This window comes from Pseudonocardia yunnanensis (genome assembly GCF_039534065.1).
Classification (GTDB): domain Bacteria; phylum Actinomycetota; class Actinomycetes; order Mycobacteriales; family Pseudonocardiaceae; genus Pseudonocardia; species Pseudonocardia yunnanensis.
Genome location: NZ_BAAAUS010000013.1, coordinates 313,923 through 329,630 on the forward strand (window position 1 = coordinate 313,923; position 15,708 = coordinate 329,630).

Here is a 15,708-nt window from a genome sequence, read left to right on the forward strand (position 1 = left end):
TGCGGGCAGCGTCGCGGGGAGGAGGCGCCATGAAGACGGCCCTGCAGAACCTCGAGCCCGCTGGGCGCAAGCTGGCGGCCGGGGCCAAGGATCAGTTCGGTCCGCAGGTGCGGCTCAGGCCTGACAGGTTGCCGGTAGCCGCTGATATTCGATCTGGCGTTATTCGAGCCGTGGTGTCATCTCAATGACGAGTCAGTGACCAGTGCTGCGTAGCGGTTGTTCGGGGCTGTAGCCAGCTCAGAGTGGCGTTGGGCGACTCCCGGGCGGTAGCCGAGCTGCGACGCGACGATCGGTGGTGGGACTCGCTGAACGAGTGCCTTGATCGCGGCGTTGCGGGCTCCCCGCAAGTCGATTCCCAGAGCGCGGAGTCTGATCATGATGGTGTTCGGAGCCAGGTGTTGACCCGGGCGGATACCTGGGAAAGCCAGTGGCTGTCGGGGCAGTTGTTGGTCTGGAGTTGGCCGTCGGGTGAGGTGGTCGAGCACGAGTTCGGCGGACGGAGCCGGGACCGCGGCCGGCTCACTGCCGAGCGCGATGGCCAGGCCATCCGGGGTGGACAGGATCTGGTCGGTGGACAGCGCGGCGATACGGGTCAGTGAACCTTTTCCACTCGGTGTCACCCGGCGTGGATGAGGACGAGGACGGCCTTGATGAGGTCGGTGTCCCGGCGGCGGCAGCAGCGGATCTTGTGCACGGTGCGGTATGTGGAGACGTTTCTGGGCGAGGACCCGCTGGACGTGCCGTGGTCGGGGTGGGTCACCTGGCCGAGCAGTGGGGGATCGGGGGCGCGCCGTGTGAAGCGGTACGCGGAGCGGCGGCAGACGATGTGTGACCACGCGTGAGAGATCTGATTGGTATTGCTATTACCAGTTCAAGACCATGCGGTGGACCGGAAGTTCCGGGCGTTCTACACGGCGAGCATGTACGGCGCAAGCGGAGAGATCGAAAACGTTATTGAACACGCGCTGGCTTGGCTGCGCCACAATCGGTTAGTGTTGCCGAGGGTGAGCGTGCGGGCGCAACACGTGGCGCGCCTGGCGCAGGCAGCGTTCCACTCCTGGCATACCCGCGCCGGCGGGCGTGAACTTTGTCGTGTCTGCACGAGCAGTGAAGTGTGCCCTTTTCGGCCCGGCTTCTCCATTCCTACCTCGGGTATTTCAGAAGGACACACGACAGAAGGAGGATCGATGCGCGACCAGGACAACCGCAAAGCGACCGGCCTTGAGTCCCAGCGCGCACCCGCCTGTAAATCAGTCACACAGGGTGGCATGCCCCTTATGGGCCTGATGGCTCTGCAAAGGAGCGTCGGTAACGCGGCCGTGGTGGAGATGCTCCGGCGGGCTGGACATCCCGGGGCGCAGGGGGTGGAGGGTCGGCATCAGCATGGTCTCGGCCAGAGTGAGGAGCCGGAGGTGCAGCGTTCCGCTGTTCATGACGTCTTGCGTTCCGGCGGTCGGCCCCTTGACGAGACGATCCGCACCGACATGGAAGGACGATTCGGTGAGGACTTCTCCGATGTTCGCATCCATGACGACCACGCCGCCGAAAGCTCCGCAGCCGAGTTGGGGGCCCGCGCCTATACGTCTGGCCGTCATGTGGTGATCGGCAGCGGCGGCGCCGACCGACATACCCTGGCTCACGAACTAGCCCATGTCGTGCAGCAACGCTGGGGCGCGGTCGCAGGCACCGACAACGGCTCCGGTCTGAAGGTGAGCGATCCCTCCGACCGGTTCGAGCGCGCAGCAGAGACGCATGCCATTCGGGTGATGAGGTCGGCCACCGCCAGCAGCACAGCTGCTACGGGTTCCGAGCCCATCGACGCGGCCCCGATGGAGTCGGAGCTGACCTCGTCCGTTCCTGCGACTCGGTCCCTTACACCGCACCAGAAGCCCGCGATGGCCCCCGTCGTGCAGGGCTCGCCCAGGGCACAGACCCCACCCGTGGACAGCATGCACACGGACGCCGCCGCACCCAGCGGCGTACCGGACCAGGCTGTCGCGCCGTCAGGCGGTGCCATCGCCGTGCAGCGTGCCGTCGGGGTGGAACTCGAGACCGGATTCGCGGTGAGTCCACCTCCCGACATGGAATACGCCAGCGTCGTGGAGGGGCCTCGGATCGGTGAGTCCGGGCCGCCTACCTTCGTCATCGACTTCGACACGTTCCAGGGCAATCACATCATCGAGATCGTGAGCACGCCGACCACCGCGATGACCGGGGAGCGCAGCCGAGCCGACAGGAAGCAGACGTTCGCCGCCATCGACGAAGCGGTTCGCCGGTTGAAGGCGGCCGGTCCAGATGCGACGTTGAAGGACATCTTCCCGGCCAGCGAGGGTTACGTGGTCGATCCGGCATTCGCCGATGTGCCGTTGGTCGAACCGACCGGCGGGATGACGCAATCGCACCGGTACGCCCAGTACACGGTCGGCGTGCCGCTGAGCGGCGTCTACGACGTGATGGCGATGGCGCAGAGCGGGATGACCGAAGGGGCCGAGACGGTTCCGAGCTTCGTCTACGCACGCAAGAACGACCTGAACGCGTTGGCCTTCGCTGATCGTGTGGCCGCGATGTTCGCCAGCTTGCGTACGAGCCTGGACCGTCCACCGGAGGAGCAGAGCAAGCAGGGTTACGACCAGGAACTGGCCGACTCGCTGGACGATCGATCGCACCTCCGGGACGTCGCAGAGCTGCGGGGTTTCATGGCGGTTGCGGCCGCGCAGGTCGGGGCAAGGTTGTCGAGCCTGGTCAGAGCGGAGGACGACCACGACCGCGCCGTGAAGAACCACACGCTCGTCGCTTCCCGCACCTCGCTCGCGGCGATGCGTGGGGCCTTGTCGGACAAGGTCAAGAAGTTCCTCAAGGAGAACCGTGAAAGCTTGGCCCTGGAGTTCGAGTCCAGCTATCGAGCGGCGTTCTCCGATCTCGTCACGAAATCGTTCGAACGGCGCGGAATCGATCCCCCCGAGCCGGGTCAGCTCCTCAAGCTCTCGGTGACCCCTGAAGGGAAAACCGCCGAAGCGTATTGGGACAACGCGCTACGCCAGCTGAAGCTCGGGAAGCAACTCGACCAGTACGAGATGCTCGGTGTGCGCACCAACTCGAAGCGCATGGACGACGACCTCGGTAACCGAGAGGTTCCGCTGGCGTTGTTGGAGTTGCGCCTCTTCGGGGGCCGCGAAGGGTTGTCGGTCGAACAGCTCGAGAAGAACACCGGCATGATCGCCGACAGGGTGCGGGCCGCTGACGATGCGGCCACGGCAGGTCGCCCGGTGCGGCCGTCCACACGTCTCAATCCGCCAGGGCGGCCGGGTATCGTGTCGATCCCCTTCGAGGCGGGCGTGTCCGTCCTCCGCGACCTGCAGACGAAGCTGGTGGCCGTTCTAGCTGGCCAGGTTGCCAAACGTGCCGTACAGCCGCATGCGCCCGGCAGTGCTCGGATCACGATCGACGTGGTCGGATTCGCCAGCCCTCCACGGAGTCTGGTGCGCGACACCGCGAAGGACACCGGGCAGAGACGAGCGGAGGCGGTCGAGGGCGCTCTTCGTGCTCACATCGCCGTTGCGCTGGCGGAGGTCCAGCCACCCGGCACATCCGAGGTCGCCACGAAGGATGTGCGGATCACCTCATCGTCAGGAGGACGAGGAGGTGAGCGGGTGGACGTGCACGTCGACGAGAACCGGGCATGAAGCTGGAGGCCGTCGTCAAGCAGCGGCCGCAGCAGCGCTGCGGCGCCCCCTGACCGTGCCGGGCGAGCCAGTTGTGGCGGCAGTCGGCCCCCCGGCACGGTGATCTTCCCGAGTCTCGCGGCACTGGGCCACCGCTGATCGTGAGACGGCTCCCCGCACGGTGGGGGTCGCCACTCACTCACGTGGCGCCGAGGAGGGCGTCCTGGCGCAGCGTGCGCAACCCGGGTTCCTTGACGTAGCGGACTGGCCTCATCGCCTCCGTGATGAAGTGGATCACGCAGTTCGACGCGTTATCGCGTTGCTGCTGATGGACGAAGGCGGCGCCGAGCCGGTGACGCTTGGTGATGCCGCTTCCCGGGTCGGGAATGCCCACGACGGCGAGCAGGTGGCCGATCTCGGGGCCGGTGAGTCCGGTGGAGGTCTCACCCAGGACGTCGGCGACCTGTTGGACGAGCGCGGCGTCCCAGGCAGGGAATCGGGTTGTCAAACTTGCCCTTCGAAAGGTGGGAGCGGCGGTCGTGTTGCCATCGGATCGCGGCCGATGACCAGGGCTGCGTAGCGGCTGTCGGGGGCCGCGGCGAGTTCGGCGTGGCGCTGTGTAACGCCGGGGCTGTTGCAGGTTGAGCCGGTCGTCGAGGCCGAGGTCGTCGCGGTAGCGGCGGAACCGTGCGCCGCGAGCGGCTTCGGAGACGAGCGTGCCGCGTTCGGTGGGGAACAGGTCCAGGCCGTAGCCGAAGTAGGGGAGCCCGTGTGTGACCCAGTGCTCGACCACTTCCGCTGACCATCGGCGCACGGTCAAGACGCTGTTGAACGACAGCAGAACGACATCCTCAAGCAGCAGCCACGTCACGTTCACAGAGGAAGTGGGCGAGCACGTCTTGCGGCACGGTCTGCCCAAGACCGCCTTTGTTTCTTCCAGTCGTCAGTATGGGAACAACCACGCCAGGACCAGGCGTTCCCGATCAGGGCTGGAGCCAGCGGTCGAACCAGGCACAGGTGCGGCGCAGGACGTCGAGTTGGTGGTTGCGTTCCCGGATCGAGTGGCCCTCTCTGGGGTAGATCACGAATTCGTGCTCGGCGCCGAAGTGGCGCAGTGCCCGGTGGAAGTACACGGCCTGGCCGAGCGGGACGTTGGTGTCCTCGGCACCGTGCAGGATCAGCACCGGAGTGCGGACGCGGCTGGCGAAGGAGACCGGGCTGACCGCGTCATGCGGGTGCGGGCCGATCCCATCCCACCCGATGCTGCCGCCAAGCGCAACGTCGAACTGGCCGTACTCCCCGGTCGCGGCGAGCATCCCCCAGTCGATGACACCGGCGTTGACCAGCGCGGCGCGAAACCGCTCGGTCTGCCCGATCGCCCAGGCGGCCATGAACCCGCCGTGGCTCCCGCCGGCGATGCCCAGTCGGTCGGGGTCGGCGATGCCCTCGGCGATGAGCAGGTCGATGCCGGTCAGGATGTCGGTCCATTCCTCCCGGCCGACCCTGCCCGCGACGCTGGCCGCGAACTCATGACCGTGGCCCTGGCCGCCGCGCGGGTTGGGCAGGAATACCGCGTATCCAGCGGTGGCCAGCCACTGTGGCTGTGCGCTGTGGAACGAGAACAACTGGAGGCGATCGGCGTACCGGTCGTAGGGGCCTCCGTGCACGATCGTGACGAGCGGGAACGGGCCGTCCGAAGCGGATTTACCGACGGGCAGTACGAGCAGACCGTCCAGATCGAGGCCGTCGGCGGCACGATAGGCCAGCGGTCGCTGGGTGCCAAACGTGATGCCGTCCAGTTCGGGGCGGGTGTCCGTGATCTTCCGCAGCGGTCCGGTTGGTGGCCCGACGTGAACGTTCGTGGGTTGGTAACGGGTTCCGGTCAGTGCCGCGATCGTCTTGCCTGCGGGGGTGGTGGTGAGGGCGTCGAGGTGGCCGGGGTGCTGCGACAGTGGCGTGGGAGCGTCGGGGTCGAGCCGGGCCAGGGTCGTGTTCAGGCCGTCGGCGAACACCACCAGAGGGGCGGCGTCGGTCTGGCACAGTTCGGTGGGGCACATCGGAAGGTCGGCGGTGCGGTTGCGCTGGACGCGGCTGCCCATAGCCAGGTCGAACACCGCGGTGCCGGCTTGGAGGACCGGTGGCGTGAGGGCGATGTAACCGAGGTGCCAACCGTCTTCGGCCGGCCACCAGGCCAGAGAGTGTGCGTCGGCCTCGACCGATCCGAGGTCCTCCGCGGTCCCCGTGGTGGGGTCGAACAGGTGCAGTCGGCCGGTGCGGGGGCCGTAGTCCTTGTCGGCGCTGGCCTGGGTGAGTACGGCGAGCGGGCCACCGTCGGGTCGTTGCCGCAGTTCCACGACGTGCCGGTCGCCGAACACGCTCGGGGTGGTGACCTGGCCGGTGCGCAGGTCGAGCAGGCGCAGCCGAGCACGCGGTTCGCGCTCACCGACGACAATGGCGTCGTCGCGGTCCTGGGCGCGGCGCGTGTCCTGCTCGGTGGGCTCGTCCTCGGCGAGCAGAGCGACCAGATTGGGATCGGCGAGCGGCAGGTGGTCGACGATGCCAGCGCGCCAGCCGGTCAACGCGATCACCACGCCGTCGGCGGGGGTGAGCCGGTGCAGCTGCAGAGTGCCACGCTCGTCGCGGTCGGACAGGAAGTACAGCGAGCGCGAGTCCGCGGACCAGCGAGGCCGGGACTCCGTCGCGGTGTCGGCTGTCGCCCGCCGCCACGCACCGTCGCCTTCGATGTCGGCGAGCCAGAGTGCGGTGTCGAGGTGGTCACCGATTCGGCTGGTGGGGGCGAGAACGTAGCAGAGCAGATGCCCGTTCGGAGCGAGAGCCGGGCTCTGCGGGACGCGACCCTCGACCACGAGTTCGGCGGTCAAACCTTTCATGCGATCAGTGTGCCAACGTCAACAGCGCACCACATGGACGAGTCATTCCACTTGGCGCGCTCGGACGAAGTGTGCAGCTGCACCGGCGGTGCAGCACCCCAACGCCCGGCCAGTCGAGGTGCAGATAAGCACTTCGGACCATAAGCGTGGTCCGGTCCGCAAGCTGCTCGGCAGGCCGGTGTTGACGACCTCGGTAGCGAACAACCTGCGGAAATCGTGCGGGAGGAACCTGATCGGGCCGCCGTCGACGTCGCGCAGGTCGGCGTGTTCCAGGGTCCGCTTCAACCAGTTGCGGACCGCGGCAGCTGTCGAACGACAGCAGAACGACAGTCCGACGGCGCCACTAAAATGAGAGTGGCCGGGGGCCACTGTTGATCATCGGCTCGGTCGCGTTGCTCATCGGCGGCGCGCTGCTCGGCGGCGTGCTGCGTTCCCACACCTGGAGGTGCCGAGAAGAGTGGGGCCCCGCGCGCGTGATGAGCTGGCCGTTGCGATCGACGAGACGAGGTGTGCGCTGCAGGAGCTGCGCGAGACCTGGGATATCGGCATGCGGAGGACCCTGGCCCAGCTGGACCAGGTGCACCGGTTGACTGAGCAGCTGGCGCAGCGCGTGGCCGACTACCAAAGTCTGCGGAGGCCCTCCGATCGTCGTTGAGGGGTTCACGCTCCTGCGGTCAGGTAATCGACCCGGACGGCATGACGCCGCGGGTGACGTCCTCAACGCCGTCGCGAGTGCGACAGGGCAATCTGGCCAGACAGTGGCGTAGGTCAGAGGCCAGCAGGAAAGGTGTAGGGCTGGGGCGGGACGACCGGCCCCCCGACGTCGAGCTGGATCACGTCGTGTGCGCCAAGCGGGAGCGTGCGTGGGTCACCGTTCACCTGCTTCCCATTGACGAACGCGGTGACCGGCCCGGTCAGCGAGCCGACCTGGTTGGGCCTCAGCGGCTGGTGCCAGATGTCGAAAAAGTCCCCGAGCGTGAAGGTTCGCTGCACGGGGGACTCGACGTGGATCACGCCGGTCTCGTCGTGGGTGTGCAGCCAGTAGATGGCGCTGCCGGCGTCGACGAACGGCCCGTTCTGCGACGGCTCGAGCTGATAGGGCGGCACGATCCCGACTCCGTAGGGCACCAGCTTCTGCTGCCCGTTTCCGTAGATCTGCAGGTGCGCGTGGATGTGGAAGACCAGCTGCTCGGTGGAGTTGGCCTCCACCCCGTCGACCGGAGCACCGTTGGCCTCCCCTGCGGTGGTCGCGAGCAGGGCGGCGTTGGTGTCCATCTTCGATGCCGATGACGCCCCGGCGGCCGAGGGGCGGTTGGTGGTCACCGCGAGGATGGCGATCACCAGCACGATGACGAGAGCGCCGCCGCCACCGATCCACCAGCCCCATGGCCGGGTACGGCGGGCGGAGGCCACCGATCCGCTTCGGGCCCGGGCTCGCGCCGAGGACGCAGCCGGATGTCGTTGACGGGCTCCCTTTCCCATACAGCTATTGTCCTACGGTCTCCGTACGGAGGCAGTAGATGATGCTGTGCGTCACGTTATCCGCGAATGAGCCGCCCCGATGGGAGTGGGGTCGTAGGTTCGAATGTATGCGCTCGCCCCAGCGTTCAGCCGTGACCCGGTCGACGACCGCCCGCGGTTGTACCAGCGGGATTGTCTCGATCACAGCGCCGGACGCCCGCTGCCCGGACGTGACGAAGCAGCTGTCTGCGGTGCAGTCCTGTTGAAGGGGACAAGCCGGGGAATGGTTCGCCGCCACGTGGAGAGAGGCGACCCAGGACGGGCCGAACCGCGGAAATCGTCGAGGAGCTCGAGATTGTGAAGTCTGGCAAGCACGTGTTCCGGCCCCCGTTGGTCACGACGAGGGTGACCTGGACGGAGAGCAGACGCAGCTCGGATGACTGACACCGCCGAAACACCGGTGGCTGCCGCCCGAGGAGCCGGCTCCCCTGAGGCCACGGGTGGCACGCTGGATTTCCTGGTGAAGGGGATGACCTGTGGTTCGTGTGCCAACCGGGTGCAACGCGCGCTGCGTAAGCAGCCTGGAGTGGCTGGCGCGGATGTCAACTTCGCGACCGCGACTGCGCGGGTCCTGCTCGACGCCGACGGTGCTGACGCTGCGACGCTCGAGGCTGCCGTAGCGAAGGCGGGCTACGAGCTGCAGCGGCCCGACCTGCCAACGGATAGCGCTGACCGTGGCGACGACGGCAGGGCAGATGCCGATGAGGACGCGAGGCAGCGGTCGTGGTTGCGGCGGGTGCTCGTGGCGTGGCCGTTGGGCCTGGCGGTGATGGGCATCGGGTTCTGGCCTGCGGCTGTGGACCAGGCGCGGGGCCCGTGGGTGCAGCTGGCGGTGTCGACGCCGGTGCAGTTCGTGGTCGGGTGGCCCTTCCTGCGTGAGGCGGGCCGCCGAGCCCGAGCGCGGTCGGCGAGCATGGACACGCTCGTTGCACTCGGCACCCTGACCGCCTATGTGTTCTCGCTGGTCGAGCTGCTGCGCGGGGGACACGCGCTCTATTTCGAGACGTCGTCGTTGCTGATCGCCTTCTTGATTCTGGGCCGCTACTTCGAGGCTCGTGCCAAGCGGCGCGCGGGGAGGGCGATGCGGGCGTTGCTCGAGTTGGGCGCGAAGGAAGCGCGACTCGTCCGTGGCGGCGCCGAGGTGATGGTTCCGGCCGATCAGGTGCGGCCCGGGGACGTGTTGCGGGTGCGGCCGGGGGAGAAGGTTCCCGCTGATGGCGAGGTGATCGACGGCGCGTCTGCTGTGGACGAGTCGATGCTGACCGGCGAGTCGGTGCCGGTGGACAAGACCGTGGGGGCCACCGTGGCCGGGGCGACGGTGAACACGAGCGGTGTGCTGACCGTTCGGGCGACCGCGGTCGGGCGGGACACCGCGTTGGCCCAGATCGCCGCGCTTGTCGCGGCCGCGCAGAACGGCAAGGGGCAGGCCCAGCGCTTGGCCGACCGTGTCTCGGCGGTGTTCGTCCCCGCAGTGATGCTCATCGCCGCGGCCGCCTTCGCCGGATGGTGGCTGATCGGCAGCGATCCACTCACCGGGCTGGTCGCGGCGGTGGCGGTGCTGATCGTGGCGTGTCCGTGCGCACTCGCGTTGGCCACTCCGGTGGCGATCATGGCCGGCACGGGACGCGGCGCGAGCCTGGGAATCCTGATCAAGGGTGCGGAAGTGCTCGAACGCACCAGGAAGATCACCACGGTGGTGTTCGACAAGACCGGCACCCTGACCCGCGGCGAGATGAGCCTGATCGGCACCCACGTCGGCGTCGGAATCGACGAGGCCGTACTCCTGCGCCGGGCGGGAGCGGTGGAGGCCGACAGCGAACATCCGATCGGTAGGGCCGTTGCGGCTGCTGCCGGCCGGGCGGCTGGGGTGCTGCCCCGGGTGACCGGCTTCGCCGCGGTGGCCGGTCACGGCGTGCGGGCCGAGGTCGAGGGCGTGATGGTGTGGGTGGGACGGCGCAAGTTCCTCGCCGACGCCGGGCTCATCCTGTCCGACGAGCTCGCGGCTGCCGCCGATCGGGTCGAGGCGCAAGGCCACACCGCCGTGTTCGTCGGCTGGGACCGCGGTGTCCGTGGGGTGCTGGCCGTTGCCGACACCCTCAAGAACGGCGCCGGCGACACCGTCGCCGAGTTGCACCGGATGGGCCTGCAGGTCGCCATGATCACTGGTGACAACAGCCGGACCGCCCAGGCGATCGCGCAGCAGGTGAGTATCGACACGGTGCTGGCCGAGGTGTTGCCCGCAGACAAACAGTCCGAGGTGGCGCGGTTGCGGGCCACCGGGCGGGTCGTGGCGATGGTGGGTGACGGAGTCAACGACGCCCCCGCCCTGGTTGCCGCCGATCTGGGCATCGCGCTGGGGACCGGCACCGATGCGGCCATCGAGTCCTCGGACCTGACGCTGATCCGCGGGGACGTGGCAGGAGTGCCGACCGCGATCCGACTCGCGCGCCGCACCTATCGCACGATCTGGCAGAACATCGGCTGGGCCTTCGTCTACAACCTGGCGCTGATTCCGCTGGCCGCGTCCGGGCTGCTCAATCCGATCATCGCCGGCGCGGCGATGGGCTTCTCGTCGGTCAGCGTGGTGGCAAACTCGCTGCGGCTACTGCGCTTCCGTGACCGCGGTTAAGGAGATAGTCCAGTTTCGGTTCCGCGGCGCAGGAGTTCGGGCACTGCGCGTTCGTCACTCACCAGATCAGGACGGCTGCACACATCGGGGCCTGAGTGAAGATCAGCGTGGCCAGTGCGGCCGGCCCCAGAAGCAGCGCCGCCATCGCAGCTGTTTGGGCAAGACGCGCGCGGGCCGGATTGGGCGGAAACAGCAGCCGTTCCACACGGTCGGCGACACCGGCTTTGGCTGCGCCGAGCCCCGGAACCGGGAGCGGGTTTGGCACCGATACGCCGGGTGCGCACAGAGAGAGCAGCGCGTCGACGACACTGTCGCGGCCATGGCGGCGCGCGGCCACGTCGTCGGCGGCCAGCTCGGCCAGCCGCGCGACCTCGCGGGCGCCTTCGGTGAACAACCGGCTGCCGGGCAGGATCCGCGCCAATGCTGCGGTGAAGGCCAGCAGTTGGTGGTGACGCCCGGTCAGATGGGCGCGTTCGTGGGCCATGACCGCGGCCAGCTGGGACGCGTTGAGCGCGTCGAGCGCCGAACGTGTGATCACGATTGTGTCGGTCCGCCCGGGCAGGCATTAGACGCTGCGATGCGGAGCGTCCACGACGAGCGCGCCGCCAGGGCCGCGTGGTGTCCCGCGGGCGGCCAGCAGCGCGGCCTCAGCGTGGCGGCGGGTGTCCGCGCGGCTCCGGCGCAAGGCGAGCGCCACCCGGGCGCCGACCACCGCGATCCCTATGGCGGTGAGTGAGGCCGCGGCGGCCATCCCCGCTTGGACGATCCCGCCGCGATCTCCACCGGCCACTGCGGCGAGCTCGGTGACGCAGCCGCCGACCGCCCCGTCGAGGTGTCCCCAGGTCTTCATCAACTCCCCGCCGAGCAGACCGGCCGCTGCCGCCCAGGACCCGAGCACGCTGCCCATGGCAGCAATCCACGCCGCCATCCCCAGTCGCGGTGCGATCCCGGAACGGGTGGCTCGGACCAGCAGCGATGGCCCGATGACCATCACCGCCAAGGCATAGGCGAGAAAACAGACGGCCAGGCTCATCGGGGCGTTCCACCGGCGCGGCGGCCCAGGACCTGTTGCAGCCGGGCCAACTCGTCATCGGTCATCTCCCCGACGAAGTGGGTGAGCACGGCTTCGGAGTCGGTATCGGTATCCAGGGCCTGGCGCATCAACGCGGCGGTGTGCTCGGCGTGGCTGACCACAGTGTGGAAGCGGTGGGCCTTTCCTTCCCGCACCCGGGTCAGGTGGCCCTTGCGGTAGAGGTTGTCCATGGTGGACAGCACCGTGGTGTAGGCGATCGCGCGGTCCCGCTGCAGTTGCTCGAGCACCTCGCGCACCGTGCCCGACCCGCCCATGGCCCACAGCCGGTCCATGACGACCGCCTCCAGTTCACCGAACCCGCGCATGCCACCTCCACGACGTCGACCGCGCCCACCCGGTTCAGCATAGATCGAGCTACTACCTCCGTACGGAGGGCGTAGGTTCGGGGGTGTCGAGCCTGTCGACGATGCCACCCGCCGCGTTGGGGTTCGGGCGTCGATCGACGGAACGAGATCACAATTGAGGACGGGATGATGTGCGGGATTTCGGTCGGCATGGGCCTGTCGGGACTCATGGTCATGTTGACGGTCGTGGCGGTGCTGGCGCTGGTCGGCGTCTGGCTGGTCCGCGGGTTGCGCGCCGAAGGTGGCGACGTGAACCGCCTCGGCACCGGCCCTGTGGACAGCGATCCCGCGCGTGAGTTGCTGCGCCGGCGCTTTGCCGCCGGCGAGATCGACGATGCGGAGTACGAGCGGCGGCTGTCCGCGCTCACCTGGTGGCGATAACCCGAGGCGTGCCCGTCATCTCACGGTTAGCAGTTCCAGTCGGGCATGGCGCGGCCCTGCGCCTACATCGGGAGCGAGTCGCGCTCGCCAGGACTGGTCGCCGTTGCCTCTGACCCGTTGCTACTGTCTCCGTACGTAGGCAGTAGATGGGTTGTGAGGAAGGGCGCCGAATGGCTATGGGGGAGCGCGGCAATGGGTGAGCTGCTGGTGGGGACGACGCTGTTGGTGTCGTTTCTGGGTGGGGTGGTGGCGTTGCTGGCCCCGTGCTGTGTGTCGGTGATGCTGCCCGCATACCTGGCGACCGGGTTTCGCCACCGCGGCGGGGTGTTACCCGCGACGCTGGTCTTCGGCGTCGGGATCGCCACGGTGATCCTGCCCATCGGATTGGGCGCCGCCGCGCTGAGCAGGCTGTTCGTCAATCAGCACCTGGTCATCTATCTGATCGGTGGCGTCCTGATGGGCGTGGGCGGGGTCGCTGTACTTGGCGGCCGGGCACCGACTGCCCATGCCCGCCGGCCGGGGCGCGGCTGGTGGTGGCTGATGATGCGCGGGCAGCGACGCAGGCCCGACGACGCCAGCGCCGAGCAGCAGCTCGCCGCGTTGCGCGCGGAGATCGACATCCTCAAGGCCGATCGGGCCGGGCAGTCCACATCAGGACATTCGTAATGTCGGGCTGGTTCTCCGTGGTTATCGCCGTGTTGTTCTCCGGGGTGGTTGCGGTGCTGGTGATCCCCGCGGTGTACGTGTTCTGCGTGCGCCCGGTGCTCAGCGCGCGCAGGCACGGCCGTGGCCGGGCACGTGGGCTCGGCGCGGGTACGGCCCGGACGGCCGAACCTGGCCGCCAGCTCGTCGAGCGGCCCGCGGAGCGCGACGCTCCACTCGCCCACCAGCCTCGTCATCGACACGAGATGCCAGCAGATGCGGAGCGGTGGCCCTGAGTCCGCAACCGATGTCCACAGCAGCGCCCGATTTCATCGGCACTCGTCGCCGGCCGCGCGGCGTGTTACTCGGGCTGCTTGTTGCGCTGCTGTGGCTGGTGTTACCTGCCCCCGCCGCGTCTGCGCACGCCTATCTGCTCGCGAGCACTCCACCTGACGGCTACGCGGTGCCTACTTCGCCAACCGCGCTGAGCCTGGACTTCGATCAGTCCGTCTCCATCAGCGTCGCCCCGCTGGAGCTGACCGATACCGTCGGCGAGCCCCATTCGGTCGGGCCCGCGATGCTGTCGTTGGGGGGACGACGGCTCTCGGCTCTGGTGCCTGCACGGTTGCCGAACGGGGGGTACCGGATCCGCTGGGAGGTCACCGCCGATGACGGCGACCTGGTGTCGGGAACCATCACCTTCACCGTCGGGCCCGGCGCGATCGCTCCCGCCGGCGGGTCCGGTGCCGTGGTGGAGTCGCCGGTCGTGGTCGTGGCCCGCTGGGCACTGTTCGCCGGGCTGGCCCTTGCGCTGGGAGGGCTGGCCGGTGACCGGCTCACCGGCCGCGTGCTTCACGAGGTGGACGCCGACCGGGCCGCACGGCCACGGCCACTGATCATTGTCGGGGCCGGGCTGGGCGCGGTGGCCGCGGTCGTGCTCGCCGGCGCGCAAGTCGGTCTGAACCTGGGGCAGCTGGTCAGCACCAGGCCCGGGCGGGTGCTGGGGGTCGAGATCCTCGCGTTCGCCCTCACGGCTGCCCTCGCTGGTCTGGGCCGTCGCCACCGGGGCCCGATCGTGTGGACCAGCGTCGCGGTCGCTCTGCTGGTCGTGGTGGTCGCCGAGGGGCTGCGGGCCCATCCACACGAGGACAGCCCGATCCTCGGGACCGCGCTGACCATCGCCCACCTGCTCGCCGCCGGCATCTGGATCGGCACCCTCGTGCACGTGCTACGGGTCGCCCACCGCTGGCGCGACCGGGTCGGCTGGACCCGGCTACTGATCCATGACTACGCCCGCCTAGCGCTGATCCTGGTCGCGGTCGTGGTCGCCACCGGCGCCGCCGAAGCCATCATCGTGCTCCCCACACCCGCCTCGCTGATCACCACCCGATACGGGCTGGTGCTGCTGGCCAAAGTCGCCCTCATCGCGGTGGTCCTCGCGATCGCCACTCTGGCCCGGCGCCGCCTACGGCACTCAATCCGTGCCGCGGCGGGGCAACCGTTGGGGCGCGCTGTCCGGGTCGAGGCCGCCGGACTGGTCGGGGTCCTCGCCGCCACCGCGGTGCTCGTCTCCGTGACGCCGGCTGGCCCCAGCAGCACCGACCTCGCCGCGCCACCCCCGCCTGTCGGGCCGGTCGTGCCGGTCGGCACCCTCGCCGGGCAGATCACCGTGAACGCCAGCGCCAGCGCTGGGCAGCTCGTGATCCGCATGAGCAGCCCCGACCGTGACGACCTGGGCACCGACGACACCGGCCCCGCCAATACCGGGTCAGACAACACCCCCGTTGTCGCTCAAGGTGGCGCCAACGGCGACGGCGCAGCGCCGGCGGACTACCGGATCAGCGCGCTGCTCACCGCACCAGGAGCCGCCCCTGCCGCACTCAAGCTGCGGGGCTGCGGGCCGGGTTGTTTCACCAGCCCGGTGACCTGGCAGCCCGGCAACGACCAGCTACGGCTGACCGTCTCGGCAGCACCCTGGTCCGGCGGGACCGCCACCCTGGACATCCCATGGCCGGCGACGAGCGACCCGACCCTGCTACCCGCCGTGCTGGTCGCCATGCGCGGGGTCAAGCAGATGACCGTGCACCAGGCCGTCACCAGCAACTACACCGGCGACCCCGGCGCGGAAACCCCGTTGTCCTTCAGCGGTACGGACTACCTCGCTACTGAGCCCTACGGCAGGGGCGGCGGCAAGCCAGTGATCCTGACCAGCCGACCCGAGGAGACCGAGATCGGACTCGGGTTCCCCGGCGGCATCGCAATCCGCCTGTCGCTAGGCCCCGATCATCGGATCCTGCACGAGGTGGCGACCACCCCCAACCACCTGATCACCACCACGTTCGAATACCCACCCGACGCGAGGCCGTGAGAGCGAGACCTCGCTGGTATTCGCTCTCTCCGGCCGCCGGTGCGGCGACCGTGCTGACAGGCCGACGCCCCGGTTCCGGAGAGCCGGGGCCGCGACGTCAGGTGTTGATCAGTGCAGCAGGTGCGGCTCACTCACCGGCCGCTCTTGCGGCGGCGGGGGACAGCACCCCGCCACCCC

At 68.8% G+C, this 15,708-nt stretch carries 16 protein-coding genes; 10 read left to right on the forward strand and 6 right to left on the reverse strand.

Annotated elements, in window-relative coordinates:
- The first annotated feature begins 29 nt into the window (after positions 1 to 29).
- Genes ABD743_RS15295 through ABD743_RS15310 form a run of 4 tightly spaced genes read left to right on the forward strand, consistent with a single transcriptional unit; the run spans position 30 to position 3,683 of the window.
- Positions 30 to 188, forward strand: coding sequence for a hypothetical protein (locus ABD743_RS15295; protein ID WP_344722709.1), 159 nt, complete (start codon positions 30 to 32; stop codon positions 186 to 188).
- Positions 189 to 242: 54 nt separating this feature from the next.
- Entirely contained in the window at positions 243 to 599 is a 357-nt protein-coding gene (locus tag ABD743_RS15300; protein ID WP_344722710.1) for a hypothetical protein, read from the forward strand.
- 51 nt (positions 600 to 650) lie between these two features.
- On the forward strand, positions 651 to 842 hold the full coding sequence (locus ABD743_RS15305; protein ID WP_344722711.1) for a hypothetical protein: 192 nt from the start codon (positions 651 to 653) through the stop codon (positions 840 to 842).
- A 42-nt stretch (positions 843 to 884) separates the two neighbouring features.
- Positions 885 to 3,683, forward strand: a complete 2,799-nt coding sequence (locus ABD743_RS15310) for an eCIS core domain-containing protein (RefSeq protein ID WP_344722712.1) — start codon at positions 885 to 887, stop codon at positions 3,681 to 3,683.
- A gap of 178 nt (positions 3,684 to 3,861) precedes the next feature.
- On the opposite strand, the gene ABD743_RS15315 is transcribed toward ABD743_RS15310, so the two are convergent.
- Positions 3,862 to 4,533 carry a hypothetical protein gene (locus ABD743_RS15315; protein ID WP_344722713.1) on the reverse strand — a complete coding sequence of 224 codons (672 nt, stop codon included), beginning with the start codon at positions 4,531 to 4,533 and terminating at the stop codon, positions 3,862 to 3,864.
- Between the two features lie 112 nt (positions 4,534 to 4,645).
- Positions 4,646 to 6,553, reverse strand: coding sequence for a S9 family peptidase (locus ABD743_RS15320; protein ID WP_344722714.1), 1,908 nt, complete (start codon positions 6,551 to 6,553; stop codon positions 4,646 to 4,648).
- Between the two features lie 457 nt (positions 6,554 to 7,010).
- Here ABD743_RS15320 and ABD743_RS15325 point away from each other — a divergent pair, with 457 nt between their 5' ends.
- Positions 7,011 to 7,208 carry a hypothetical protein gene (locus ABD743_RS15325; RefSeq protein WP_344722715.1) on the forward strand — a complete coding sequence of 66 codons (198 nt, stop codon included), beginning with the start codon at positions 7,011 to 7,013 and terminating at the stop codon, positions 7,206 to 7,208.
- Between the two features lie 113 nt (positions 7,209 to 7,321).
- Here the strand turns inward: ABD743_RS15325 and ABD743_RS15330 are convergent, their stop codons facing one another.
- Positions 7,322 to 7,966, reverse strand: a complete 645-nt coding sequence (locus ABD743_RS15330; protein WP_344722716.1) for a hypothetical protein — start codon at positions 7,964 to 7,966, stop codon at positions 7,322 to 7,324.
- Between the two features lie 484 nt (positions 7,967 to 8,450).
- Here ABD743_RS15330 and ABD743_RS15335 point away from each other — a divergent pair, with 484 nt between their 5' ends.
- Positions 8,451 to 10,703, forward strand: coding sequence for a heavy metal translocating P-type ATPase (locus ABD743_RS15335; RefSeq protein ID WP_344722717.1), 2,253 nt, complete (start codon positions 8,451 to 8,453; stop codon positions 10,701 to 10,703).
- A gap of 58 nt (positions 10,704 to 10,761) precedes the next feature.
- Here the strand turns inward: ABD743_RS15335 and ABD743_RS15340 are convergent, their stop codons facing one another.
- The 3 genes from ABD743_RS15340 to ABD743_RS15350 are packed head-to-tail and all read right to left on the reverse strand — an operon-like array spanning position 10,762 to position 12,101.
- The gene (locus tag ABD743_RS15340) at positions 10,762 to 11,241 is read right to left on the reverse strand and encodes a M56 family metallopeptidase (RefSeq protein ID WP_344722718.1); all 480 of its coding nucleotides are present in this window, start codon (positions 11,239 to 11,241) and stop codon (positions 10,762 to 10,764) included.
- A gap of 27 nt (positions 11,242 to 11,268) precedes the next feature.
- Positions 11,269 to 11,736, reverse strand: a complete 468-nt coding sequence (locus tag ABD743_RS15345) for a hypothetical protein (RefSeq protein ID WP_344722719.1) — start codon at positions 11,734 to 11,736, stop codon at positions 11,269 to 11,271.
- Positions 11,733 to 12,101 carry a BlaI/MecI/CopY family transcriptional regulator gene (locus ABD743_RS15350; protein WP_344722720.1) on the reverse strand — a complete coding sequence of 123 codons (369 nt, stop codon included), beginning with the start codon at positions 12,099 to 12,101 and terminating at the stop codon, positions 11,733 to 11,735. The genes ABD743_RS15345 and ABD743_RS15350 overlap by 4 nt, the downstream gene beginning before the upstream one ends.
- Before the next feature lie 168 nt (positions 12,102 to 12,269).
- On the opposite strand from ABD743_RS15350, the gene ABD743_RS15355 reads away from it, so the two are divergent.
- The 4 genes from ABD743_RS15355 (at position 12,270) to ABD743_RS15370 (ending at position 15,531) form a co-directional block, all read left to right on the forward strand.
- Positions 12,270 to 12,521 carry an SHOCT domain-containing protein gene (locus ABD743_RS15355; RefSeq protein WP_344722721.1) on the forward strand — a complete coding sequence of 84 codons (252 nt, stop codon included), beginning with the start codon at positions 12,270 to 12,272 and terminating at the stop codon, positions 12,519 to 12,521.
- A gap of 192 nt (positions 12,522 to 12,713) precedes the next feature.
- The gene (locus ABD743_RS15360; RefSeq protein ID WP_344722722.1) at positions 12,714 to 13,187 is read left to right on the forward strand and encodes a hypothetical protein; all 474 of its coding nucleotides are present in this window, start codon (positions 12,714 to 12,716) and stop codon (positions 13,185 to 13,187) included.
- A complete protein-coding gene (locus tag ABD743_RS15365) occupies positions 13,187 to 13,459 on the forward strand; it encodes a hypothetical protein (protein WP_344722723.1) in 273 nt (90 codons plus the stop codon). Before ABD743_RS15360 ends, ABD743_RS15365 begins: the two co-directional genes overlap by 1 nt.
- A gap of 11 nt (positions 13,460 to 13,470) precedes the next feature.
- The gene (locus tag ABD743_RS15370; protein WP_344722724.1) at positions 13,471 to 15,531 is read left to right on the forward strand and encodes a copper resistance CopC/CopD family protein; all 2,061 of its coding nucleotides are present in this window, start codon (positions 13,471 to 13,473) and stop codon (positions 15,529 to 15,531) included.
- Positions 15,532 to 15,708 lie beyond the last annotated feature (177 nt).

Coding starts and splice junctions, on each gene's coding strand:
- ABD743_RS15370 (WP_344722724.1), top strand. CDS start 13,471: ATGTCCACAGCAGCGCCCGATTTCATCGGCACTCGTCGCCGGCCGCGC.
- ABD743_RS15320 (WP_344722714.1), bottom strand. CDS start 6,553: ATGAAAGGTTTGACCGCCGAACTCGTGGTCGAGGGTCGCGTCCCGCAG.
- ABD743_RS15295 (WP_344722709.1), top strand. CDS start 30: ATGAAGACGGCCCTGCAGAACCTCGAGCCCGCTGGGCGCAAGCTGGCG.
- ABD743_RS15345 (WP_344722719.1), bottom strand. CDS start 11,736: ATGAGCCTGGCCGTCTGTTTTCTCGCCTATGCCTTGGCGGTGATGGTC.
- ABD743_RS15360 (WP_344722722.1), top strand. CDS start 12,714: ATGGGTGAGCTGCTGGTGGGGACGACGCTGTTGGTGTCGTTTCTGGGT.
- ABD743_RS15335 (WP_344722717.1), top strand. CDS start 8,451: ATGACTGACACCGCCGAAACACCGGTGGCTGCCGCCCGAGGAGCCGGC.
- ABD743_RS15305 (WP_344722711.1), top strand. CDS start 651: ATGAGGTCGGTGTCCCGGCGGCGGCAGCAGCGGATCTTGTGCACGGTG.
- ABD743_RS15355 (WP_344722721.1), top strand. CDS start 12,270: ATGTGCGGGATTTCGGTCGGCATGGGCCTGTCGGGACTCATGGTCATG.
- ABD743_RS15350 (WP_344722720.1), bottom strand. CDS start 12,101: ATGCGCGGGTTCGGTGAACTGGAGGCGGTCGTCATGGACCGGCTGTGG.
- ABD743_RS15365 (WP_344722723.1), top strand. CDS start 13,187: ATGTCGGGCTGGTTCTCCGTGGTTATCGCCGTGTTGTTCTCCGGGGTG.